The 20875-nt window shown below is 62.7% G+C and carries 21 protein-coding genes and 2 pseudogenes; 13 read left to right on the top strand and 10 right to left on the bottom strand.

Features of this window, described 5'->3' with window-relative positions:
* Window positions 1-202 precede the first annotated feature (202 nt).
* The gene (locus EIO64_RS18855; protein WP_136891496.1) at window positions 203-1246 is read left to right on the top strand and encodes a TPM domain-containing protein; all 1044 of its coding nucleotides are present in this window, start codon (window positions 203-205) and stop codon (window positions 1244-1246) included.
* 113 nt (window positions 1247-1359) lie between these two features.
* Here EIO64_RS18855 and EIO64_RS13830 read toward each other — a convergent pair whose 3' ends face one another.
* The 6 genes from EIO64_RS13830 to EIO64_RS13855 all read right to left on the bottom strand — a co-directional run bounded on the left by EIO64_RS13830 (window position 1360) and on the right by EIO64_RS13855 (window position 8505).
* Window positions 1360-2379 carry a Gfo/Idh/MocA family oxidoreductase gene (locus tag EIO64_RS13830; protein ID WP_036630325.1) on the bottom strand — a complete coding sequence of 340 codons (1020 nt, stop codon included), beginning with the start codon at window positions 2377-2379 and terminating at the stop codon, window positions 1360-1362.
* Between the two features lie 161 nt (window positions 2380-2540).
* Window positions 2541-5204: an ABC transporter permease gene (locus EIO64_RS13835; RefSeq protein ID WP_136891497.1), complete on the bottom strand. Its 2664-nt coding sequence runs from the start codon at window positions 5202-5204 to the stop codon at window positions 2541-2543.
* Between the two features lie 5 nt (window positions 5205-5209).
* Window positions 5210-5881 carry an ABC transporter ATP-binding protein gene (locus EIO64_RS13840; protein WP_021749279.1) on the bottom strand — a complete coding sequence of 224 codons (672 nt, stop codon included), beginning with the start codon at window positions 5879-5881 and terminating at the stop codon, window positions 5210-5212.
* A gap of 388 nt (window positions 5882-6269) precedes the next feature.
* The gene (locus EIO64_RS13845) at window positions 6270-7193 is read right to left on the bottom strand and encodes a sensor histidine kinase (RefSeq protein ID WP_136891498.1); all 924 of its coding nucleotides are present in this window, start codon (window positions 7191-7193) and stop codon (window positions 6270-6272) included.
* A 1-nt stretch (window position 7194) separates the two neighbouring features.
* A complete protein-coding gene (locus tag EIO64_RS13850) occupies window positions 7195-7872 on the bottom strand; it encodes a response regulator transcription factor (RefSeq protein ID WP_025544799.1) in 678 nt (225 codons plus the stop codon).
* Window positions 7873-7992: 120 nt separating this feature from the next.
* Entirely contained in the window at window positions 7993-8505 is a 513-nt protein-coding gene (locus tag EIO64_RS13855) for a ferritin (RefSeq protein WP_021749276.1), read from the bottom strand.
* A 286-nt stretch (window positions 8506-8791) separates the two neighbouring features.
* Here EIO64_RS13855 and EIO64_RS13860 point away from each other — a divergent pair.
* The 7 genes and pseudogenes from EIO64_RS13860 to EIO64_RS13890 all read left to right on the top strand — a co-directional run bounded on the left by EIO64_RS13860 (window position 8792) and on the right by EIO64_RS13890 (window position 15639).
* A pseudogene (locus EIO64_RS13860) lies at window positions 8792-10134 on the top strand (TrkH family potassium uptake protein).
* Between the two features lie 29 nt (window positions 10135-10163).
* A complete protein-coding gene (locus EIO64_RS13865; protein WP_119310613.1) occupies window positions 10164-10811 on the top strand; it encodes a potassium channel family protein in 648 nt (215 codons plus the stop codon).
* Between the two features lie 129 nt (window positions 10812-10940).
* A pseudogene (gene vanR / locus EIO64_RS13870) lies at window positions 10941-11635 on the top strand (VanR-ABDEGLN family response regulator transcription factor).
* The gene (locus tag EIO64_RS19055) at window positions 11628-12758 is read left to right on the top strand and encodes a sensor histidine kinase (RefSeq protein WP_174232992.1); all 1131 of its coding nucleotides are present in this window, start codon (window positions 11628-11630) and stop codon (window positions 12756-12758) included. The pseudogene vanR and the gene EIO64_RS19055 overlap by 8 nt, the downstream one beginning before the upstream one ends.
* Before the next feature lie 114 nt (window positions 12759-12872).
* A complete protein-coding gene (vanG, locus tag EIO64_RS13880; RefSeq protein ID WP_119310614.1) occupies window positions 12873-13919 on the top strand; it encodes a D-alanine--D-serine ligase VanG in 1047 nt (348 codons plus the stop codon).
* Window positions 13916-14653, top strand: coding sequence for a M15 family metallopeptidase (locus EIO64_RS13885; RefSeq protein ID WP_021749269.1), 738 nt, complete (start codon window positions 13916-13918; stop codon window positions 14651-14653). Before vanG ends, EIO64_RS13885 begins: the two co-directional genes overlap by 4 nt.
* 2 nt (window positions 14654-14655) lie before the next feature.
* Complete coding sequence (locus EIO64_RS13890; RefSeq protein ID WP_119310615.1) at window positions 14656-15639, top strand: acyltransferase family protein; 984 nt, start codon at window positions 14656-14658, stop codon at window positions 15637-15639.
* Between the two features lie 51 nt (window positions 15640-15690).
* Here EIO64_RS13890 and EIO64_RS13895 read toward each other — a convergent pair whose 3' ends face one another.
* The 4 genes from EIO64_RS13895 to EIO64_RS13905 form a co-directional block, all read right to left on the bottom strand.
* Entirely contained in the window at window positions 15691-16092 is a 402-nt protein-coding gene (locus EIO64_RS13895) for a MerR family transcriptional regulator (RefSeq protein ID WP_021749267.1), read from the bottom strand.
* A gap of 13 nt (window positions 16093-16105) precedes the next feature.
* The gene (locus EIO64_RS19265; RefSeq protein ID WP_429835071.1) at window positions 16106-16303 is read right to left on the bottom strand and encodes a carboxymuconolactone decarboxylase family protein; all 198 of its coding nucleotides are present in this window, start codon (window positions 16301-16303) and stop codon (window positions 16106-16108) included.
* Window positions 16300-16863, bottom strand: a complete 564-nt coding sequence (locus EIO64_RS13900; protein WP_429835073.1) for a carboxymuconolactone decarboxylase family protein — start codon at window positions 16861-16863, stop codon at window positions 16300-16302. The genes EIO64_RS19265 and EIO64_RS13900 overlap by 4 nt, the downstream gene beginning before the upstream one ends.
* Window positions 16864-16971: 108 nt before the next feature.
* Complete coding sequence (locus tag EIO64_RS13905) at window positions 16972-18258, bottom strand: glycosyl hydrolase family 18 protein (RefSeq protein WP_021749264.1); 1287 nt, start codon at window positions 18256-18258, stop codon at window positions 16972-16974.
* 373 nt (window positions 18259-18631) lie between these two features.
* Here EIO64_RS13905 and EIO64_RS13910 point away from each other — a divergent pair, with 373 nt between their 5' ends.
* From EIO64_RS13910 to mbhE, 5 genes are read left to right on the top strand one after another with little or no spacing between them, the layout of a single operon-like run.
* A complete protein-coding gene (locus EIO64_RS13910; protein ID WP_025544339.1) occupies window positions 18632-19105 on the top strand; it encodes a Na+/H+ antiporter subunit E in 474 nt (157 codons plus the stop codon).
* Window positions 19093-19410, top strand: coding sequence for an MrpF/PhaF family protein (locus EIO64_RS13915; RefSeq protein ID WP_119310617.1), 318 nt, complete (start codon window positions 19093-19095; stop codon window positions 19408-19410). The genes EIO64_RS13910 and EIO64_RS13915 overlap by 13 nt, the downstream gene beginning before the upstream one ends.
* Complete coding sequence (gene mnhG / locus EIO64_RS13920) at window positions 19400-19723, top strand: monovalent cation/H(+) antiporter subunit G (protein WP_021749259.1); 324 nt, start codon at window positions 19400-19402, stop codon at window positions 19721-19723. The genes EIO64_RS13915 and mnhG overlap by 11 nt, the downstream gene beginning before the upstream one ends.
* Entirely contained in the window at window positions 19720-19971 is a 252-nt protein-coding gene (locus tag EIO64_RS13925) for a hydrogenase subunit MbhD domain-containing protein (protein WP_021749258.1), read from the top strand. The genes mnhG and EIO64_RS13925 overlap by 4 nt, the downstream gene beginning before the upstream one ends.
* A complete protein-coding gene (mbhE, locus tag EIO64_RS13930; protein ID WP_021749257.1) occupies window positions 19964-20860 on the top strand; it encodes a hydrogen gas-evolving membrane-bound hydrogenase subunit E in 897 nt (298 codons plus the stop codon). The genes EIO64_RS13925 and mbhE overlap by 8 nt, the downstream gene beginning before the upstream one ends.
* Window positions 20861-20875: the final 15 nt, after the last annotated feature.

Below are 20875 nucleotides of genomic sequence, written 5' to 3' on the forward strand. Positions count from 1 at the left end.
CCCCTTTGGAATCCCCACCAGTCTGCGGACTGGTGAACGCGCCCGGGGCGCTTGGATCAAGGTAGTTTCGCCACGTACACGCTGCGGCGAAAATGATTCAAATTTCTTCTTTCGCCAATGGCGGAAGAACTGGGGAAAACCGGAGGCTTTCCCTTAGCCCCCTTTCCCGCTTACAGGGAAGGGACGGAGAGGACATACGCTTATGAAGTTTTTTCAGAAACGGGCCGTGGCGGCGGTGGTGCTGATTTTAGCCATCGTGGCCGGGGTGGTGATTGGGCAGGCCAAGAAGCCGGACACCGGAGGCCAGGCGTCCACCGCCATTGTGGGGTCCTATACGTATGTATATGACTACGCCGGGGTGCTGACGGATGAGACCATGGAGCATATCGACGCCATGAACGCCTCCTTGTTTGCCCAGACCGGGGCCCAGATCCTGGTAAGTGTGGTGAACTCCACTGGCGGCGCGGACATCATGGACTATGCCTCGGATCTGGGGAACAGCTATGGCGTAGGCTCCGCAGAGCGGAACAACGGCGTGGTGATGCTGCTGGCGCTGGACAACATCTCCCAAAGCGGCCTGATGGGCGACTACTGCGTGGTGGTGGGGACCGGGCTGGAGAGCCACGCGGACGATTTCATGAGTCTGCAGTCCTATTACCTGGAGAATGATTTCGCTGCCGGGGAGTACGACGCCGGTGTGAAGGCGACTTTTGATGCCTTCATCGCCTGGTTTGCCGACTTCTACGGCGTCACGATCCGGGAGGGGTATATCCCTGCCGTCCGGGAGACCTATTCCAGCGGCAGCGGGTACTACTATACGGAGACCCACGGCTATGTGGCGCCGGCCTTTGGGTCCCTGGTGAGCGGCGTTGTGGTGCTGCTAGTGGTGCTGCTGGTGCTGTGGGTGATCCTGGACGGAATGCGGTACTCCCGCTACCGCCGGCGGTATCTGCGGCCCGGTATGGGACGGCCCACGGTGCTGTACTACCCCATCTTCTGGGGACGGCCCCAGCGGCCCAGGCCACCCCGTCCTCCAAGACCGCCAAAGCCACCGCGCCGGCCGCCCTCCGGCGGAACATTCGGCGGGGGCGGCTTCGGCGGCAGCCGGGGAGGCATGTTCGGCGGAGGCTCCTTCGGGAGTGCCGGAGGGTCCCGGGGCAGCCTCGGCGGAGGGACCTTCCGGGGCAGCGGCGGCCGTCGCGGCGGCTTTGGCGGAGGCTCCTTCCGCAGCGGCGGGCGCCGGTAAGAGACAGATATAACGGGGCCTGTATGCCATTTGAAAAGCAGGAGGATCCCCCGGAGTTCCGGGACGATCCTCCTGCTTTTGCGTTGGAAGAAGTATTACTTTTGCGGTGCGGCTCAGCGGATGGGGAGCATTTTGCCGGTCTCAAAGGATTCCTTGCAGCGATAGGCCGCCTCGGATACAGCGGTGCCGTCGTAGACCGTCAGGTCCGCAGGGTGTGTGCCGGTACGGATGTGGTCCGTAAACGCCTGCATCTCAGCCAGAAAAGCGGTGTGCCAGCGGGACATGAAGTCCGGATAGTACTCCTGCCGCGCACCATGCTCATCCACGACCTGCAGCAGGTTCCGGGCGCCCACGGGGGCGATGCGCAGCGTGCCGTGGGTTCCGACGATTTCCGTCTCTACATTGCAGCCTGCTGCATGGGTGCGGTTGGCAAAGAGAAAGCCCATGGCGCCGTTTTCGCACTGGACCATGGCGGCGGCATTGTCTGTGTCATGCAGTTCCCGACAGAGGTCGAACTCAAAGACACCACCGATGGCCCAGACGTTACGGATGTTAGAGCCGGTGAACCAGCGGATCAGATCCAGATCGTGGACGCACATGTCCAGGAACTGGCCGCCAGAGTGGGGGAGGAATTTCAGTGTGGATTCAATGGTGCTGCGGGGATCCTGGGTGCAGGAGCGGACCAGCACCACTTTGCCGATTTCACCGGCGTCCACACGGCGCTTGGCCTCAGCATAGGAGGGGTCAAACCGGCGCATGAAGCCCAGTTGGAACACCAGTTCCGGATGGGCCTCAACAACCTTTTCAGCTTCCTTGCACTGAGCCACATTGGTGCCCAGAGGCTTTTCACAGAAAACGTGCTTGCCGTGCTCCATGGCAATTTTGATCTGCTCCACATGAAGAAAAGAGGGGGAGACGATGACGATGCCGTCCAACTCCGGATCGGCGCACATGGCGGCAAAATCGGTGTAAGTATGAGGAACGCCCAATTCCTCTGCCACCGCCCGGAGACGGGAGGTATCCACGTTACAGATGGCGTGGAGGACGCAGCCGGGAATGGATGCGGCTAAGTTTTTTGCATGTTCGTAGCCCAGACGGCCCAGGCCGACAGAGCCGATTTTAACAGATTCCATATAGCACCTTCTCTCTGGGTTTTCAATTTTACAGTATAGTCTAATCCCCCAAAAATACAAGCGGGACCTGCCTTGAAAGCTGGATACTGCCAAAGAACTTGAACAGCGGCACGGCTCTTGAGAGCCGTGCCGCTGTTTTGCGGGAAAGTGGTCCCTGGGGATCAGTCCACCTCCCGCAGCCGTTCCACGATGGTGGCCTTGGAGACGGAGCGGTACACCGCCAGGGGAACCAGGACGCCCAGCAGGGCGAACACCGGGGCCACGATCAGGAACGGGGTCAGCGTCAGGCGGTAGGTGAAGAACCAGAACATGCTCCCCACCGCCTTGAAGGCCACCGGGCCGAAAATCAGGGTCAGCACCAGGGAGATCCCAGCCGCCCCCAGGGCATAGAGCAGCCCCTCATACACCAGCATGGTCTTGAGCTGCTTGCCGGCCATGCCGATGGACTGGAGCACGGCGAACTCCCGCTTGCGGGCGATGATGCCGGTGAGGATGGCGTTGAAGAAGTTCAGCACGCCCACCAGCCCCACGATGAAACTGAGGGCCCCGCCGCACAGCTGGAACATGGAGCGCATCCCCTCGAACTCCGATGCGTAGAGCGCCTTGCTCTCATAGTCGAACTGGGGATTCACGTTCTCTGTGTAGTCTGCCAGGAACTTCTCCATGGCGCCGTTGGCCTCGTCGGTGGTATCAAAGGCGTAGTACATCACGCTGTCTGTGCCGCTGTCCTGCATGAAGGTCTGGTCATTCAGGATGAACTCGTCCGCGCCGTAGTAGCGGTAGCTGAGAGAGATGGGCACGGCAACCAGGGCGGCTACTTCGTATTCCACATCCCGGTATTTCACCGGCTGCGCCACATAGTTGGCACTGGCGGGCACGTCCTCCGGGCTGGCGTAGGCGATGCCGGTGTCCGGATCTACATACTCCGTCTCCTCCACGTACCGGACGGTGACGATGTCCCCCAGCCGGGCCCAGTGGGAGTCCATCTCCGGATTGCCGTAATCATCATCACTGTACACAGCGGCCACATACCGCCCGCCGTCCTCATAGAGCTTGGACAGGTCTCCCTCCAGTACCGTCAGGTGGTCCAATGCGAAATCGCTCATGCCGGAGAGCTGGATCCGGTCGGCCAGCAGGCCCTCTTCGTTCCGCCCGGTCAGGCGGATCAGATTGTCCATCTGCTCCTGGGTATAGAAGTGCTCCTTGTTCTGCCGGAACCAGTCCTCGGTAACGTACTCCAGGGCATCGAACGTCTTGCCGTAGATCACGCCGCCGTCGGTAATGCCGCCCTGGGCATTGATCTCGTCAATGACGGACTGGGGGATGCCCATATCCGTGTTGAAGATGTCCCCGCCGGTCTGGAACTGGCCGGCGTCCGCCACGATGAAGTCGCTGGATGCGAAATGAGACACGTACTTGTCCATGTCGAAGCCGTTGGTGAAGTTCACCGTCACTGTCAGCAGTACCACCGCCAGAGACAGGGACGTGACGGTGACGGCGGTCTTGCCCCGGCTGCGGCCCAGGTTGGCCCAGGCCATGGACAGCAGGGACACGCCCCTGCGGCCTTTTTTCGTCTTGCGCTTGATGCCGCCGCCTTCGGTGTAGCGCACTGCCTCGATGGGAGAGACCTTGCCGGCGATGCGGCCGGGCTTCCGGCAGGAGAGCAGCACCGTCACCAGAGAGAACAGCGCCGCGCCGATGAAGATCACCGGGCTCACGGAGGTCATGGGCACCACGCCGTTCAGCTGTGACACAATGGCCGGCGTCAGCTGGCCGCCGATCAACCAACCCAGCACCAGCCCCAGGGGGATGCCCGCCAGGGACAACGTCAGCGCCTGCTGGCGGATGATCCGCCGCAGCTGCCGGGGCGTGGTGCCGATGGTCTTCAGCAGGCCATAGAACCGGATATCGTTGGTGACGGAGATCTGGAACACGTTGTAGATGATGAGATAGCCGGTGAAGATGATGAGCAGCAGCATGGCGGCCACAGCAATCACCACAGAGGGGTCCAGATTGTCGCTGAGCTGGGCGCCGGTATAGCCCCAGTTGACGCCAGTGTGGATATAATCCGGCGCTCCGGCGCTCTGATCCTGATAGCCGTGATTTTCCAGAATTTGAGCGATATCGTTCGCAATGTGGCGGGAACCGCTTTTCAGCATCACATCCAGGTTCCAGGAACCGGTCATGCCATCCTCTCCGGGCGGGACGGTTCCCACCTCGTCCAGAATGGCGTCCGCCCGGCTCTTCGGAATCAGGATGTGGTTGGCCACAATTGCCTCGTCATACTCCCACCAGCCGCAGAGGGTAAAGGTCTGGGTGGTGGTATGGCCGTCCACGTCAAAGGAGATGGTGAACCTGGCGCCGATCTCCGGCTCCACCCCCAACAGCTCCAGCACGTGGGTGTCGGTAGCGGCCTCGTCGGTGCCCTCCTGGGGCAGACGGCCCTCCACCGGGTCGCAGTACATCCAGTGGGCTTCATTGGCGTCGGCGTAGCTGACCTCCACGTGGGATTTGTTGAACGGCACCTCCGTGGGCATTCCGATAAACCGCCGCATTCCCCACTGGTCGATGAGGGGGTCATCCTTCAGATCGTTAAACTGTTCCTCCGTCAGGTACTTGAAGCCGCCGTGGGAGAAGCCGCCCACCTGACGGAAGTTGGACTGCTGGAACCCGTCGTTGATGGACATGGCGATGGTGAAGAGGGACGTGAACAGCACCGTGGTCAGGGCGATGGCGAGAACGGCGATGAGGTTGCGGGTCCTGGCCGCCTTCATGGACCGCCAGCCCAGACGGCGGATGGTCTTGCCGTTGGATACCTTCATCATGGCGCTCACCCCCGCACCACGATCCGCCCGTCCTCGATGCGGATGATCCGGTCCGCCATCTGGGCCAGCTCCTCGTTGTGGGTGATCATGACGATGGTCTGGCTGAACTTCTGGGCAGTGACCTTCAGGAGTCCCATCACGTCCAGGCTGGTGGCGGAGTCCAGGTTGCCGGTGGGCTCATCCGCCAGGATGATGGCGGGCTTGGCCGCCAGAGCCCGGGCGATGGCCACCCGCTGCTGCTGGCCGCCGGAGAGGTTGTTGGGCAGGTTTTGGAGCTTTGCCTCCAGCCCCAGCGTCTCAATGATCCGTTCCACATAGGCTTTGTCCGGCGCGTTGCCGTCCAGCTGGATGGGCAGGACGATGTTCTCATACACGTTCAGCACCGGCACCAGGTTGTAGTTCTGGAACACAAAGCCGATCTTCCGCCGCCGGAAGATGGTCAGTTCCTCATCGCGCATGGCAGAGAGTTCTTTGCCGTCCACCGTGACGGTGCCGCCGGTGGGGCGGTCCAGCCCGCCCAGCATGTGGAGCAGGGTGGACTTGCCGGAGCCGGAGGTGCCCACCACCGCCACGAATTCGCCCTTTTCCACGGTCAGATCGACCCCGTCCAGGGCCCGGACCTCCGTATCGCCGGAGCCATATACCTTCCGCAGATCCTTTGTTTCCAAGATCGTCATTGTTCATTCCTCCAAGGAAAAGTCTGTATTGCCAGAAGGCAATACAGACTTCGGCTATCTCCATAAACCCGGAGGGCTTATTTGACGGGAAGGAAGATAGCTACGAAAGACTGCGCCCGCAGGCGCGATTCAGAGCGCAACCGCCGCAAAGCGGCGGCACTTAGCGCGGAGATAACCCAGGAGGGGTGTCTTTCGTTTTCAATCAATCGTTTTGAGAACTTTAAAAGTTCTAAAAACGCAAGCAGCTTGGCGAAAAGACTTTTTCGACAAGCTGAGTCTGTATTGCCTTTCGACAATACAGACTGTACCAAAGAAATCTTTCCACATTCTTTCTGAAATCTAACAGTTCTGAAAGATTTGGGATGTCCGGGCCGGAACGCGCCGCCTTCTACGTCCTCTCCTCCGCCCTCGGCAGGAACAGGGAGAAGGTGCTCCCCTCCCCGGGGCGGCTGCTGACCTTCAGGTATCCGCCCTGACCGGCGGCGATCTGGCGGGCCAGATACAAGCCGATTCCCACGCCCTCCGCCTCGCTGGCGGAGGGGGAGCGGTAGAACCGCTGGAAGATCCTGGCCTGCTCGGACTCCGGGATGCCGGGGCCGGTGTCCGTCACGTCCACGCGGCAGAACAGCTCATACCCCACGGCCCGGAGGGTGACGGCGCCGCCTGCCGGGGTGTATTTCACCGCGTTGTCCACCAGATTATACAGGGCCTCCGCTGTCCACTTGGGGTCGAACCGGGCGGTCAGGTCCGTGGGCTCTACCGTCAGGGTGATCGCTTTGGCCTCCGCTCCGGGAGCGGCCTGGGCCGAGGCGGCATCCAACAGCTGTTGGATGCCATGACGCTTGGGCGTCATGGCAAGGACGCCGCTCTCCAGCCGGGAGGTTTTGACCAGCGCGTCGATGAGGAACCGCAGCTTCTCCGCCTGATGCTCCAGAGCGGAGGCATACTCCCGGCTCTCCGGCGGCAGGTCCTGCTCCTCCAGCAGCTGGGCATACAGCAGGAGGTTGGCGATGGGAGTCTTGGTCTGGTGGGAGATGTCCCCGATCAGGGTCTTGATGGCGTCCTTCTCCTCCGCCAGATTTTTGGCCGATACGGCGGATGCGGAGAGATAGTGGGCCATCCGGGTCTCCAGGGCGGAGAGGCGGCTCTCGTCATAGAGGGACTCCCGGAACTCGCCCCGGATGGCGTCATCCAGCATCTTGCCCAGAGTGTCCAGCATCCGGCGGGTCCGCAGGCGGGTCCAGACGGCGAATCCTGCCGCTGCCAGCAGGGCCGGAACCGCCAGGGCCAGCAGGGTGTATTCCACTGTCATGTCAGTTCACCGCCCATGTGTAGCCCAGGCCGTACACGGTCTTGATATAGCGGGGCTTGGACGGCATGTCTTCCAGCTTGTCCCGCAGCCGCTTCACTGTGACGGAGAGGGCGTTTTCGTCCACATACTCCGCCCCGTCCGTCCAGATCCGGTCCACCAGGGCGGCCCGGGTAAGGGTTTGGCCCCGGTGCTCCACCAGCAGCCGCAGCAGCTTCTGTTCCGTCTTGCTGAGCTCCACCGGAACGCCGTTCCGGGAGAACTCCATCCGGCCGAAATCGAAGGTGAAGCCGTCCAGCTGCACCCGTTCCGCCTGGGGGGCGGCGGTCCGGCGCAGCTGAGTATTCACCCTGGCCCGCAGCACCGCCAGAGAGAAGGGCTTGGTGATATAGTCATCCGCCCCCAGCTCCAGACCTGCCACGATGTCTGTCTCCAGGTCATTGGCAGTCAACAGGATTACGGGAACCTCACTCTCCCGCCGGAGGGCACGGAGGAGGTCCAGTCCATTGCCGTCAGGCAGGTTGATGTCCAGGATCAGCAGGTCGAAGCTCCGGCGGGAGAGCAGCTCCCCGGCATCCGCCAGGGACCGGCAGAGCTGGGGGCGGAGCTCCGGCGCCTGGAGGGCCAGGCGGATACCCTCGCCCAGAGTCGGGTCATCCTCCACGATCAGCAGGTCTTTCATCGGGGAACCTCCTTGGGATCAAACTGCGCCCAGTATACCACGGGCGGCCGCCGCCGTCCAGAGCGGGCAGAAGAAACGCACGGCGGACAGGCCGCCGTGCGTGGGTCGCGGGATCGCGGGTCACAGGGTCAGGGAGGGGGCGGCATAGGTCCGGGCCGCCAGCTCCTGGTCCAGCATATAGAGCCCCTTGGGGTCCGAGCCGAACAGCTCCATCTTCTTGATGAGATCGGTGGCGTTGGTCTCCTCCTCACCCTGCTCCTTCACGAACCAGTCCAAAAACTGCATGGTGCGGAAATCCCTGGCCTCGTACGCGGCTTCATAGATGGCGTGGATCAGGGAGGTGACATACTGCTCGTGGGCGAGACCGGCCTTCAGGGGGTCCATGTTGGCTTTCAGCTCCGCATCCGGTTTGGCGACGGCCTCCAGCGTTACGGGCACGTCGTTGTTCTGGAGATACTGGAGCATCAGCATGGCGTGGTCCCGCTCCTCCTGGGCCTGGACCTTGTACCAGTTGGCAAAACCGGCAAGGCCCTGCTCCACATAGAAATTGGAGAACTGGAGATACAGATACGCAGAGTAGAATTCCTTGTTCACCTGATCGTTCAACAGCTGGGATACTTTTTCGTTCAGCATTGTATGCGCTTCCTTTCTGCAGCGGACGAAATGTCCTTGTTTGTTCTATCTAACCATTATATCACGGACTGCAGAAAATGCAACGGCAGCCGGGAAAAAAGCGGTGGACGGGCGGGAGGCGCTGTGCTACAATGGGCGTGCTGCAAAGTCCCTTTTTGGGAAAACTTTAACGGGAACCAAACGGCAGGGGCCGCCTTTTTACAGACCGGCGGGCCCATCCGTGTTATCATGGTCCTGCTGTCCACGGGCGGCTTCTGATAAAACGGAAAGAGGGATCGCTGTGTTCATGCGCAGAAAAAACCACATGGCGCCGGCGCGGATCATCCTGATCGGCTTTGCGCTGCTGATTTTGGCGGGAGCACTACTGCTGACCCTGCCCATCTCCACCCGGGACGGGCAGGGCGCCGCCTTTTTCGACGCGCTGTTCACCGCCACCTCCGCCACCTGCGTGACAGGACTGGTGGTCCAGGACACGGCGCTGTACTGGTCCGGCTTCGGCCAGGCGGTGATCCTCATGCTGATTCAGATTGGCGGCATGGGTGTGGTGACCGCGGCGGCGGCCATCTCCATGCTGGCCGGGCGGCGGATCGGGCTGAAGGAGCGGTGGGTGATGCAGGAGTCCATCTCCGCACCCCAGGTGGGGGGCATCGTTCGCCGGACCCGCTTCATTCTGGCGGTGACGCTGGTCCTGGAGGGGACGGGGACGTTGCTGCTGGCTCTGCGGTTCTGCCCGGAGATGGGGCTGTTCCGGGGACTCTGGTACGCGGTGTTTCATGCGGTGTCCTCCTTCTGCAACGCCGGGTTCGACCTGATGGGGGCGGCGGGCACGCCCTTCGTCTCCCTGACCGGCTATGCGGGGACCCACTGGTGAATTTCACCGTGATGGGGCTGATTGTCCTGGGCGGCATCGGATTCCTCACCTGGGGAGACGTGCGGGAGCACAAGTGGCACCTGCGGGCCTACTGCCTTCAGAGCAAGCTGGTGCTGGCGGTGACTGCGGCACTGATCCTGCTGCCGGCGCTGTTCTTCCTGCTCTATGAGCTCCGGCTGCCCCAGTGGCAGACGCTGACCCTGGGGGAGAAGGTCCAGGGGGCGCTGTTTCAGGCGGTCACCCCCCGGACCGCAGGGTACAACACCCTGGACCTCTCCCAGCTGAGCGAGCCCTCCCGGCTGCTGATTACGCTGCTGATGCTGGTGGGTGGCTCCCCCGGCTCCACAGCCGGCGGATTCAAGGTCACCACTCTGGCGGTATTTGTGCTGGCGGCCCGGGCGGTGTTCCGCCGGCGGGCGGATCTCCAGTGCTTCGGCCGCCGCCTCCCCACGGAGACACTGCGCAGCGCCGCGGCGGTCCTTATGATGTATCTGGGGCTGTTTCTGCTGGGCGGTATGGCCATCTGCTGCGTGGAGGACATCTCCCTGGAGGCGGCGCTGTTTGAAACCGCCTCCGCCCTCGGGACCGTGGGGCTGACGCTGGGGGTGACCCCGGGATTGGGCGGCGTCTCCCGGTTGATTCTGATCTTTTTGATGTACTTTGGCCGCGTGGGCGGCCTGACGCTGATCTACGCCGTCCTGCCGGACAGCGGCGCCGCCCCGGCGCAGCTGCCCCAGGAGCGGGTCACTGTGGGCTGAGCGGTACGCTTGAGAAAGGACGTGTGAGGATGAAATCGGTACTGCTGATCGGATTGGGCCGCTTCGGGCGGCACATGGCCGCCAAGCTTCAGGAGCTGCACCACGAGGTGCTGGCGGTGGACAAAAACGAGGAGCGGGTCAACGAGGCGCTGGACCTGGTGACCCACGCGCAGATCGGGGACAGCACCAGCGAGGCGTTCATCGCCTCCCTGGGGGTGCGGAACTTTGACCTGTGCGTGGTGGCCATTGGAGACGACTTCCAGAGCTCTCTGGAGACCACGGCCCTGCTGAAGGAGCAGGGCGCACGCTTCGTCCTGTCCAGGGCGGCACGGGATGTCCACGCCAAATTTCTGCTGCGCAACGGCGCGGATGACGTGGTTTATCCGGAGCGGGAGACCGCCAGCTGGGCGGCGGTGCGGTACAGCTCCGACCATATCTTTGACTACATCCAGCTGACGCCGGACCACGCCATTTACGAGACGGCGGTGCCGCCGGCCTGGGTGGGCAAGACCATCGGCCAGCTGGGGGTGCGCCAGCGGCACAATATCAACATCCTGGCCGCCAAGCGGGGAGAGGAGCTCATCCCCATTCCGGGCGGCGACTACTGCTTCCGGGAGGGGGAGACGATGCTGGTTCTGGGCGCGGACCGGGATGTACAGAAGTTCCTGCACTTTTGACGCAGCTGGGCGGAGCCGTCTGTTGGCGGCTCTGCCTTTTTCACGCCGGGACGGAAAAGGCCGGTTTGCATTCCCTGTCGGGTCTGGTATAATGGATGTATCACGCAAGAAAAGAGCGGAGGCGAAGGCATGGCGGAGATCCTGGTGGTGGATGACGAAGCGGCGATTGCGGATCTGGTGGAGGTCTGCCTGAAAAATGAGGGCTACACAGTGTACAAGTGCGGCAGCGGGGAGACGGCGCTGACCTGCGTGGCGCGGCAGCATTTGGACCTGGCCATTCTGGACGTGATGCTCCCGGACCTGGACGGCTTTACCCTGTGCCAGAAGATCCGGGAGGAACACCTCTTTCCCATCCTCATGCTCACCGCCCGGGTGGAGGACATGGACAAGATCATGGGCCTGACCCTGGGGCGGATGACTACATTACCAAGCCCTTTAATCCGCTGGAGCTGGTGGCCCGGGTGAAGACCCAGCTGCGGCGCTATACCCGGTACAACACCGGCGAGGCGGCGGAACCCAGGGAGACCGCGGAGCATGACTTCCGGGGGCTGCAGATCTCCAGGACCACGCATAAGTGCGTTCTCTTCGGCGAGGAGCTGGCGCTGACGCCGCTGGAGTTTGCCATTCTCTGGTATCTCTGCGAGCACCGGGGACAGGTGGTGCCCAGTGAGGAGCTGTTTGAGGCGGTGTGGGGCGAGAAGTACATGGACAGCAACAACACGGTCATGAGCCACATCGCCCGCCTGCGGGAGAAGATGCACGAGCCAAGCCGGAAGCCGAAGTTCATCAAGACGGTCTGGGGGGTGGGGTATACCATTGAATAAGAGAAGAGAACGGCCCCCGCTGTCGGACCGGGGCCGCCGCCGGGCCCTGCGGACCTGGGGATTCTATCTGCTGGCACTGACGGCCTGGGTGACGGTGGTGCTGGCGGCGGTCTTCCTGGGGTATCTGGTATGCAGCGCCTTTACGTGGTATGCGTGGGATCCGCTCTACCAGTTCCTCAACTGGGTACGGGATTACATCGTCTTTGTGTGTATGCTGGTCATCCTGCTGGGCTGGGTGGCTATCAGCTATTCCTTCATTGCCCGCCCCATGCGGCTGGTGGACACGCTGGCCGCGGCGGCAGAGCAGCTGGCCCAGCCGGGAGAGGAGCCCATTGAGCTGCCGGAGCCCATGGAGGATCTGGAGGGGCAGCTGAACGCCGTCCGGGAACGGGCCCTGCGGGACGCCCGGGCTGCCCGGGAGGCAGAGCAGCGGAAAAACGATCTGGTGGTCTATCTGGCCCATGATTTGAAGACGCCGCTCACCAGCGTCATCGGCTACCTTACGCTGCTGCGGGACGAGCCGCAGCTCTCCCCGGAGCTGCGGAGCCGGTATACCGGCATCGCCCTGGAGAAGGCGGAGCGGCTGGAGGACCTCATCAATGAGTTCTTTGACATCACCCGCTTCAGCCTGACCCATCTGGAGCTGGAGAAGCAGCCTACGGACCTGACCCGGATGCTGGAGCAGGTGGCCAGTGAGTTTGCCCCCCAGTTCGCGGAAAAGGACCTGCGGTGTGAACTGGAGCTGCCGCCCCGTCTGGCATACGACTGCGACCCGGACAAGCTGGCCCGGGTGTTCGATAACCTGCTGCGCAACGCCTTCCATTACAGCTTCCCGGGGTCCACAGTCCGGATCACCGGACAGCAGGAGGCGGATACCGTGGTCCTGACGTTTACCAACGAGGGGCGGACCATTCCGGCGGAGAAGCTGGAGCGCATCTTCGACCAGTTCTTCCGGCTGGACAGCTCCCGCGCCACCCGCACGGGCGGCGCGGGCCTTGGCTTGGCCATAGCCAAGGAAATCATTGCCCTCCACGGCGGGACGATCCGGGCTGCCAGCGCGGACAACCGGATCACCTTTACCGTCCGCCTGCCCCTGCAGGGGGCCGCCGCAAGAAATTCGTAAGATTTCCGCAGGAAAATCACAGGAGGTTTGCAGGAACGTCCACAGATCTGCGGGAAGCGAATCTGATACGATCTTTCCATCAGGAAAGGCGCTGGGCGCCGGAAAGGACATGAGATGGAAAGATTGCGGATATTGGTGCTGTTCGGCGGATGCTCTTCAGAGCATGAGGTGTCTCTGCAGTCCGCCCACGGCGTGCTGACGCACATGGACCCGGAGCGGTACTGCCCCATCCCGGTAGGGATCACCCGGGAGGGGGCGTGGTATGTTTACACAGGGCCGCTGGATGCCATTCCCGGTGGAAGATGGCAGCGGGAGGCGGCGTGCGTGCCCTGCACTCTGCGGCTGGACCGGGGGAACCAGGCCCTGGTGCTGTTGGACGGCTCCGGCCGGGAAGTGGCTTTTGACTTGGCCTTCCCGGTTCTCCACGGCAGGAACGGTGAGGACGGCACGGTTCAGGGGGCGCTGGAATTGGCCGGTGTGCCCCTGGTAGGCTGCGGGACGCTGTCCAGCGCCCTGTGTATGGACAAGGACCGAGCCCACAAGCTGGCGGCTCTGGCGGGGGTACGGGTGCCCCGGAGCCGTCTCTTCCCGGAGGACTGTGCCTTTGAGGAGCTCCGGACGGCAGCCGAAACACTGGGCTGGCCGCTGTTTGTCAAGCCGGTGCGGGCGGGTTCTTCCTTCGGCGTGAGCCGGGTGGAGGAGCCGGCACAGCTGGCTCCGGCGGTGGAGGCGGCCTTCCGCCACGACGGCGAGATTTTGCTGGAGGAGGCCATTCCCGGCTTTGAGGTGGGCTGTGCGGTGCTGGGGAACCGGGAGCTCACCGTCGGGGCGGTGGATGAGGTGGAGCTGTCCCGGGGCTTCTTCAACTATACGGAGAAATACACCCTCCAGACATCGGCCATCCACTGCCCCGCCCGGATCGCCCCGCAAAAGGCAGCGGAGATCCGGGAGACGGCGAAGGTCCTCTACCGGGCACTGGGCTGCCGGGGATTTGCCAGGGTGGACCTGTTCCTCACCCCCTGGGGGGAGATTGTGTTCAACGAGGTGAACACGATCCCGGGCTTCACGCCCCACAGCCGCTATCCTGCCATGATGCGTGCCGCCGGCATCCCCTTCCGGGAGCTGGTGAGCCGCCTGATCCAGCTGGGGGCCGAGCTATGAGGGCGGCGCGGTACAGCCGGCGGCAGATGCGCTCCGGGCCGCTGGTGCTGGTGAACCGTCAGCATCCCCTGGCGGAGGAGCCGCGGCAGCTGCTGACAGCAGCGGACGAGCGGTATCCCAATATCCTGCTGGAGCGGCAGGCCGCCCGGCTGCTGGCCGCCTGCATCCAGGCAGCAGGCGGGGCGCGGGAGATCGTGCCGGTCTCCGGCTGGCGCAGTCAGGCGGAGCAGCAGGCCATTTGGGAGGACACCCTGCAAAGACGGGGAGAGGCGTTCACCCGGCAGTATGTGGCGGTCCCCGGGTGCAGCGAGCACCAGACGGGGCTTGCCATCGACCTGGGCCGGGCAGCGCGGGAGATCGACTTCATCCGGCCCGATTTTCCGGAGGAAGGCGCCTGCGGGCGGTTCCGGCGACTGGCGCCCCGGTATGGCTTCATCCAGCGGTACCACCGGGAAAAGGAGTCCCTGACCGGTATCGCCTGTGAGCCGTGGCACTATCGGTATGTGGGGACGCCTCATGCCCTGCTGATGGAGCGGGAGGGCCTGTGCCTGGAGGAGTATCTGGACTGGGTGCAGACAGCGCCCAGGACGTGCCGCCTGGAACATGGGCGGAGCGCACGGGTGTTTTACATGCCCTGCGCCGGCGATGAGACGGAGCTCCGCTTGCCGGAGGGCTGCTGCCAGGTCTCCGGCGACAACCGGAACGGATTTGTCGTGACAGTTTGGGAGGTGTAGGTATGGCAGACGGACGCCGGGGCGCGGCGTTGGATCTCTTCCGTCTGGCGGCGGTGATGCTGGTGGTGGCGAACCACACCTCCCCGCTGGTGTCTGTTTCCCCATTGTGGGACTTCTGGTTCACCCGGGTGCTGGCCCGGGTGGCGGTGCCGTTTTTCCTGATGGTCAGCGGCTATTTTCTGGCAAAGGACCAGTGGCGCAGGACCGGCGTCTTTCTGAAAAAGACCTGTCTGCTCTACGGGGCGGCGGTGCTGCTGTATCTGCCGCTGAACTGGTACAACGGCGGCTATGGGCCAGCGGAGTGGGTCAAAAAGCTCCTGCTGGATGGGACCTTCTATCACCTGTGGTATTTTCCAGGCGTGATTCTGGGTGTTCTAGTGGCCAGGGGGCTGCTCCGGCTGGGCTCCCGGACGGCGTTGACCGCGGCCGGGCTCCTTTACCTGGTGGGCCTGGGCGGAGACAGCTATTATGGACTGACCTGCCAGCTCCCGGCGCTGGAGGCGCTGTACGGGGAGATTTTCCAAATCTTTGCCTATACGCGGAACGGACTGTTTTTCACGCCGCTATTTTTGCTGCTGGGAGCCGCCGGTGTGCGGTGGAGCGTGAGGACCTCCGCTGCAGGCCTGTGCGCCGCCTTCGCGGCCATGACCGCAGAGGGGCTTTGGCTCCATGGGCTTCAGGTCCAGCGGCACGACAGCATGTACATGCTGCTGCCGCTGGTGATGGTTTGCCTGTTTTCCCTTCTGCTGGGGCTGAATCGCGGAGAAAGGCGGAGCTGCCGCAAGCTCTCTTCACTGATCTATGTCCTGCACCCCTGGTGCATCGTGCTGGTCCGGGGCGGCGCGGAGGTGCTGGGCCTGGAAGGTCCGCTGGTGGAGAACAGCATGGGGCATTTCCTGGCCGTGCTGGCCTCCAGCGCGGCGGCGTCCTGGGCGCTGTGGCTGGCCTGGAGCAGACGGCCGCTGAAACGCTCCAATAAAGGATAAAAGGACAATATATTGTCGAACTTCGACAGTATATTGTCCTTTTTGGGCCTCTCAGGCGCCTTCGCGCTCCGCGTGAAGACGGCGGAGCTGCTGTTCAGCTGTCATCATACCCTGCTCGTACCGGTCGATTTTCTGATTCAGCAGGTCCAGAGAGGCCTGCATCTCCGCCATCCGGGACACCAGCTGGTCCCGCTGTTCTACCAGCAGGGCCTTGCGGGCGTCCAGGGTGGCGTCTCCCTGCTGGAACAGGTCCACATATTCGATCAGGGCTTCGATCTGCACCCCGGCGGCCCGCATGCACTTCATCAGCTGGATCCAGCCGCAGGACTCCTCCCCGTAGTCCCGCAGGCCGCCCCTGGTGCGGGGGACAGGCGGGATCAGGCCGATGCGCTCGTAGTAGCGAAGGGTGTCCGCTGAAATATCATACTTCCTGCTCACTTCGGCGATGGTCATGGCCGTTCTCCTCTCAGCGGGCGGCCTGGGCCGCGTCGTTCACACACCGCAGGGCGTTCAGGCTGCGGGGATAGCCGATGTAGGGCAGGCACTGGGAGATGACCTGGATCAGGAAGGCATTGTCGTTTCCAATCCTCAGATTGGCACCGGCGTGGCTGGTGAGCTGGGGTTCGCAGCCGCCCAGGGCGGCCAGGAAGCAGAAGGTGATCATTTCCCGCTGCTTATAGTCCAGCCCCCGCGGGTGTAGTAGTCGCCGAAGCAGTTGTCCGCCAGCCAGCGGTTGATGTGGCGGCTTTCCTCCGGGCCGCTGTTCTGAAAGCCCCGCATCCCCTCACCGAAGATATCCACCTGGGCCTGGTTGCCCGCGGCCAGCCGGGTCTCTGCCGTGGTGGTGGAGCCGGGCTCCAGCGGCAGGGCGACGCCCTGCTCCGTCAGCACCTGATTCGTCACGGAGAAAAAGGGACGCACCCGGCCGATCCCCAGATAGGCCACGGATTGATAGAGAATCTCCTTTACCTGGACAGGGGTGATGCCGGCCCGCAGGGCGGCGGGCAGCAGCACGCGGTATTCCTCCACACCCTGGCAGCCCAGTAGGGCAGCGAGAATGGCCATCATCCTGGCGGCGTCATCCAGGTCCCCCTGGTTCACCACCTCGTCCAGGGCGAAATTGGCGAAGAGCTCCATAAACTCCGGATCCGTTTCCCACAGCGGGGAAGGAGGGCCGGGAAAGAAACGGGACAAATAGTCTTTGGCAGATGCGGAAAGCGCCATACTGAAAAGCCTCCTTTGCGCCTGCGGGGCGCTGTCTTTTGATGAGAACACTTTAGCACTTGGAGTCTACTCCAAGTCAAGTGCTTTTTCAAATACTCCGCAGGGGAATCAATCCTCAATATGATACAGAGAGGATATGACCAGCCAGAGCTGGGAGAAGGGGCGCATCAGGTTCCAGATGCCGGCACCCTGGAAACCGTATTCCGCGATCAGGGACAGACGGGCGGAAAGACTGCGGGCGTCTTCAAACCAGACTTCGTGAATTGTGCCGTCTGCTGCGGTGTAGTGAAAGAAGGGGGCCTGGGCCGTCTCATCGTACTGGATGGCCACGTCATGTTCAATGGCCAGCTCGATGGCCCGCTGATTGGAGATGGAGGGCGCCCGGGTGACGCCCTGGACAAAGGGCAGGGGCCAATCGTAGCCGTAGTTGGAAAGGCCCAAGAAGATCTTCTCCGGCGGGATCTCCGTCACGGCGTAGTCCAGCACGGTCCGGACGTTGGGCAGGGGGGATACCGCCATGGGCGGTCCTGCGGTGTAGCCCCACTCATAGGTCATCAGAAGCACGCCGTCCACAGCGGCACCCACAGCGGCATAGTCGTGCCCCTCGTACAGAAGTCCCGCCTGCCGGGCGGAGGTCTTGGGGGCTAGAGCGGCCCAGAGAAAGAAGCCCTGGGAGTTCAGGAGCCGCCGCAGGCGGGCGAGAAAGGCGGCGTAGGCCGCCGCCAGCTGGCCGGGGAGAAATTCAAAGTCCACATCCAGCCCGGCGTAGCCACGGCGGCGGAGTGTCTGCTGGACCTGATCCACTAGGCGGTCCTGGACGGCGCTGTCTGTCAGGACCAGGGTGGCCCGCTGGGTGTCGAACTGACCGGTTTCTGTCATGGTGGACAGATGCATCACCGGGCGGACGCCCCGCTGACGGGCAGCGGAGAGGAGAGCGTCATCCTCCAGCTGGAGCAAATCGCCGTCGGCGGTGATCCCGTAGGTGAAAGGGGTCAGATAGGTGAGATAGGGAAGCTCCGCATTCAGAAGGGACATATCAATGTAGGGGTAGGCATAACCGTTGAAGGCGGCGGCGCCCAGGGGCTCGTCAAAGTAGGAGATCACCAGGACCTGTCCGGGCTGGAGGGCTGCTCCGCCGCCCAGAGGCCAGTTGTTCTGCCAGAGGCGGCGGACTGTGGTGCCGTATGCCTCCGCGATGGAAGCCAGGGTCTCCCCGGCCCGGACAGCGTGGACCTGGCGGGGAAAGCGGACCACCAGAGTTTGTCCCACCGCCAGGGCGCCGCTGGGGGGCACGGCGTTGTCCGCGGCCAGGCGGGCGGGATCGACGCCGTAGGATTCCGCGATGGAGCCGACCGTCTCGCCGGCTTGGACCACATGGATCGTCATGTTGGACATCACCTCCTTTGGAGACTATGCAGGCCGGGGTGGGGATATGCGGTGCCCACTGGAGGGAGTTGGAAAATATGACGGAAGAGACGGCTGCTTGACAGAGCACATTTGGAAGAATTGTGACGCTTTGTCAGAACGCCGAAATTTGATTCAGAGATTTGTGGATATTTTCCGGCGTGCCAGGAGGGTCAAAACCGCTGAAATAGTTGACAGAGACGTGGAGAATCGTTAAAATAATGTTAAAGCTTGTGCGTTTTTTAACGAAAAACGGGTAGACGATGACGTCCAACAAGCGTGTGCCATCCGCCGTTGAGGGAGGAAACACACCACTTGCTGAGACGTCTCTTTTTGTATACAGCGCAAAGAGGGAGGCAAAGCGATGTTCCTGCTGTTTTTCCTGCTGTGGCTGTTGCTGTCCGGCGGGATCAGTGTCCATACCTGCCTGTGGGGCGTTGCAGTCTCGGCGCTGATCTCCTGGTTCTGCAAGCGGGTGCTGGGCTATCAGTGGCGGGTGTTCTGCGGCAGTCCTTCCAGAATCTGGGCCATGGCGCGGTATTTTGCTCACCTGCTGGCGGAGATGCTGAAGGCCGGACTGGTAATCATGCGGATCATCTACACCCGCCCCAAGGGCATCGAACCCAAGCTGGTGTGGTTCCACACCCCGCTGAAGACAGACCGCCGCAGGGCAATGCTGGCAGACTCGATCACGCTCACCGCGGGGACAATCACCGTGCGGGCCGAGGACGGCCGGATGCTGGTGCACACACTGGACACGCCGCTGGCAGAGGGGATTGAGGACAGTTCCTTCCAGCAGCGGCTGGAGAGGATGGAGGCGGCCCAATGGAACAAGTGAGGACCTGGGTGCTGACCGCGGGCGCCGTGGTGCTGGCGCTGCTGATCCTGGCGACGCTGGTGCGGGCGGTGCTGGGCCCCCGGTTTACGGACCGCATCGTGGCCGTGAATGTCATCAGTACGCTGGTGATCGCGGAGCTGGTGCTGCTCTCCGTCTGGCTGCGGGAGGACTTTCTGGTGGATGTGGCCCTGGTGTTCGCGCTGCTGAGCTTTCTGGCGGTGGTGGTGGTCTCCCGTCTGGTGGCGGCCCGGCGGCGGAAACGCCCGGAGCGGGAGAAGACGGGAGGAAACGCCCATGATCGATAATCTGGTGACCGCAGCCGGGCTGGCATGTTTCCTGTTCGGCCTGTTCGTGTTTTTCTCCGCTGTGCTGGGGCTGTTCCGGTTCGATTATGTGCTCAACCGGATGCACGCCGCCGCAGTGGGGGACTCCCTGGGTATCTTCTGCGTTCTGATCGGGCTGATGCTGCTGCACGGCTGGTCCCTGTCCGCCGCAAAGACGCTGCTGATCTTTGTGTTTTTATGGCTGACCAGTCCGGTGTGCAGCCATCTGGTCGCGGAGATGGAGGTATCCACAGTCCCGGATTTGGAAAAGGAATGCGAGGTGGAGGTACGATGATCGTTCTGGAATACATCCTGCTGGTCGGGGTGATCGTGTGTGCTATTGCAGCGCCGCTGTGCAAGCGGCTGCTGGCATCGGTAATCGTGTATATGGCGCTGTCCCTGATGATGGCGGTGCTGTGGAGCCTGCTCCAGAGCCCGGATCTGGCCATTACGGAGGCGGCTGTGGGCGCCGGTGTGACCAGCATCCTCTTTTTCCTGACGCTGAAGAAGATCCACGCGCTGAAGGGGACACGGGATGAGTAAAAAAGAGGAGCAGCCGGACCGGCTGAAACAGTTTATCTCCTGGGTGGACGGAGATCGGGAGCCCAAGGACCGGACACTGTTCGTCATGGAGCAGCGCCCCCACCGGGAATTCCGCCCGTCAGAGGAGGAGTTCGAGCGGCGGGAAAAGGACCGGCTGCGGAAGTTTTTCAACTGGTATCCCATCGCCGCGGCGGTGATCTGCGTGGCGCTGGGAATTATCCTGTTCACCACAGTGATGAACATGCCCGGATTCGGCCAGGAAGACAACCCCATCAACAACGAGGTGGCGGAGCGATATCTGGAGCACAGCGAAGAGGAGACGGGCTCTGAGAACGTGGTGACGGCCATGATTATCGGCTACCGCGGCTTCGATACTTTGGGGGAGAGCTGCGTGCTGTTTCTGGCGGTGTCGGCGGTGATGATCCTGCTGTTGCGGGACCGGAAGAACACCAGCGAGCATGAGCTCCAGCAGATGGAGCGGGAGGAGACCGCCGTGCAGGGCCGCTCTGACCTGATCCTCAAGCAGGTGGCCTGGGTGCTGCTTCCTTTTATTTTCCTTTTTGCCATCTATGTGCTGCTGAACGGCGAGACGTCGCCGGGCGGCGGGTTTTCCGGCGGGACTATCCTGGGGGCGGGACTGATCCTGTTTTCCGCTGCCTTTGGCCCCGGACACACGCGGGTGCTGATGAACCAGAGGCGGTACAGCGCGGTGCGGACCTTCGGTCTGCTGCTGTATGCTGTGCTGTACGGCGTTTACATCTTCATCGGGGCCAACGGCCTGCCCAATTACCTCACCGGGATGATCCTGCTGATCGACCTGGCGGTGGGGCTGGTGGTGGCCTGCACCGTATATGGATTCTACGCCCTGTTTTCCAGGGGAGAGATCTGAGAGGAGGCGGAGAAG

This window comes from Dysosmobacter welbionis (genome assembly GCF_005121165.3).
GTDB lineage: Bacteria > Bacillota > Clostridia > Oscillospirales > Oscillospiraceae > Oscillibacter > Oscillibacter welbionis.

Excerpts from the sequence above, each read along its gene's own strand:
- EIO64_RS18855 (WP_136891496.1), top strand. The coding sequence starts at position 203 with ATGAAGTTTTTTCAGAAACGGGCCGTGGCGGCGGTGGTGCTGATTTTA.
- EIO64_RS13830 (WP_036630325.1), bottom strand. The coding sequence starts at position 2,379 with ATGGAATCTGTTAAAATCGGCTCTGTCGGCCTGGGCCGTCTGGGCTAC.
- EIO64_RS13835 (WP_136891497.1), bottom strand. The coding sequence starts at position 5,204 with ATGATGAAGGTATCCAACGGCAAGACCATCCGCCGTCTGGGCTGGCGG.
- EIO64_RS13840 (WP_021749279.1), bottom strand. The coding sequence starts at position 5,881 with ATGACGATCTTGGAAACAAAGGATCTGCGGAAGGTATATGGCTCCGGC.
- EIO64_RS13845 (WP_136891498.1), bottom strand. The coding sequence starts at position 7,193 with ATGACAGTGGAATACACCCTGCTGGCCCTGGCGGTTCCGGCCCTGCTG.
- EIO64_RS13850 (WP_025544799.1), bottom strand. The coding sequence starts at position 7,872 with ATGAAAGACCTGCTGATCGTGGAGGATGACCCGACTCTGGGCGAGGGT.
- EIO64_RS13855 (WP_021749276.1), bottom strand. The coding sequence starts at position 8,505 with ATGCTGAACGAAAAAGTATCCCAGCTGTTGAACGATCAGGTGAACAAG.
- EIO64_RS13865 (WP_119310613.1), top strand. The coding sequence starts at position 10,164 with ATGAAATCGGTACTGCTGATCGGATTGGGCCGCTTCGGGCGGCACATG.
- vanG (WP_119310614.1), top strand. The coding sequence starts at position 12,873 with ATGGAAAGATTGCGGATATTGGTGCTGTTCGGCGGATGCTCTTCAGAG.
- EIO64_RS13885 (WP_021749269.1), top strand. The coding sequence starts at position 13,916 with ATGAGGGCGGCGCGGTACAGCCGGCGGCAGATGCGCTCCGGGCCGCTG.
- EIO64_RS13890 (WP_119310615.1), top strand. The coding sequence starts at position 14,656 with ATGGCAGACGGACGCCGGGGCGCGGCGTTGGATCTCTTCCGTCTGGCG.
- EIO64_RS13895 (WP_021749267.1), bottom strand. The coding sequence starts at position 16,092 with ATGACCATCGCCGAAGTGAGCAGGAAGTATGATATTTCAGCGGACACC.
- EIO64_RS19265 (WP_429835071.1), bottom strand. The coding sequence starts at position 16,303 with ATGATCACCTTCTGCTTCCTGGCCGCCCTGGGCGGCTGCGAACCCCAG.
- EIO64_RS13900 (WP_429835073.1), bottom strand. The coding sequence starts at position 16,863 with ATGGCGCTTTCCGCATCTGCCAAAGACTATTTGTCCCGTTTCTTTCCC.
- EIO64_RS13905 (WP_021749264.1), bottom strand. The coding sequence starts at position 18,258 with ATGTCCAACATGACGATCCATGTGGTCCAAGCCGGCGAGACGGTCGGC.
- EIO64_RS13910 (WP_025544339.1), top strand. The coding sequence starts at position 18,632 with ATGTTCCTGCTGTTTTTCCTGCTGTGGCTGTTGCTGTCCGGCGGGATC.
- EIO64_RS13915 (WP_119310617.1), top strand. The coding sequence starts at position 19,093 with ATGGAACAAGTGAGGACCTGGGTGCTGACCGCGGGCGCCGTGGTGCTG.
- mnhG (WP_021749259.1), top strand. The coding sequence starts at position 19,400 with ATGATCGATAATCTGGTGACCGCAGCCGGGCTGGCATGTTTCCTGTTC.
- EIO64_RS13925 (WP_021749258.1), top strand. The coding sequence starts at position 19,720 with ATGATCGTTCTGGAATACATCCTGCTGGTCGGGGTGATCGTGTGTGCT.
- mbhE (WP_021749257.1), top strand. The coding sequence starts at position 19,964 with ATGAGTAAAAAAGAGGAGCAGCCGGACCGGCTGAAACAGTTTATCTCC.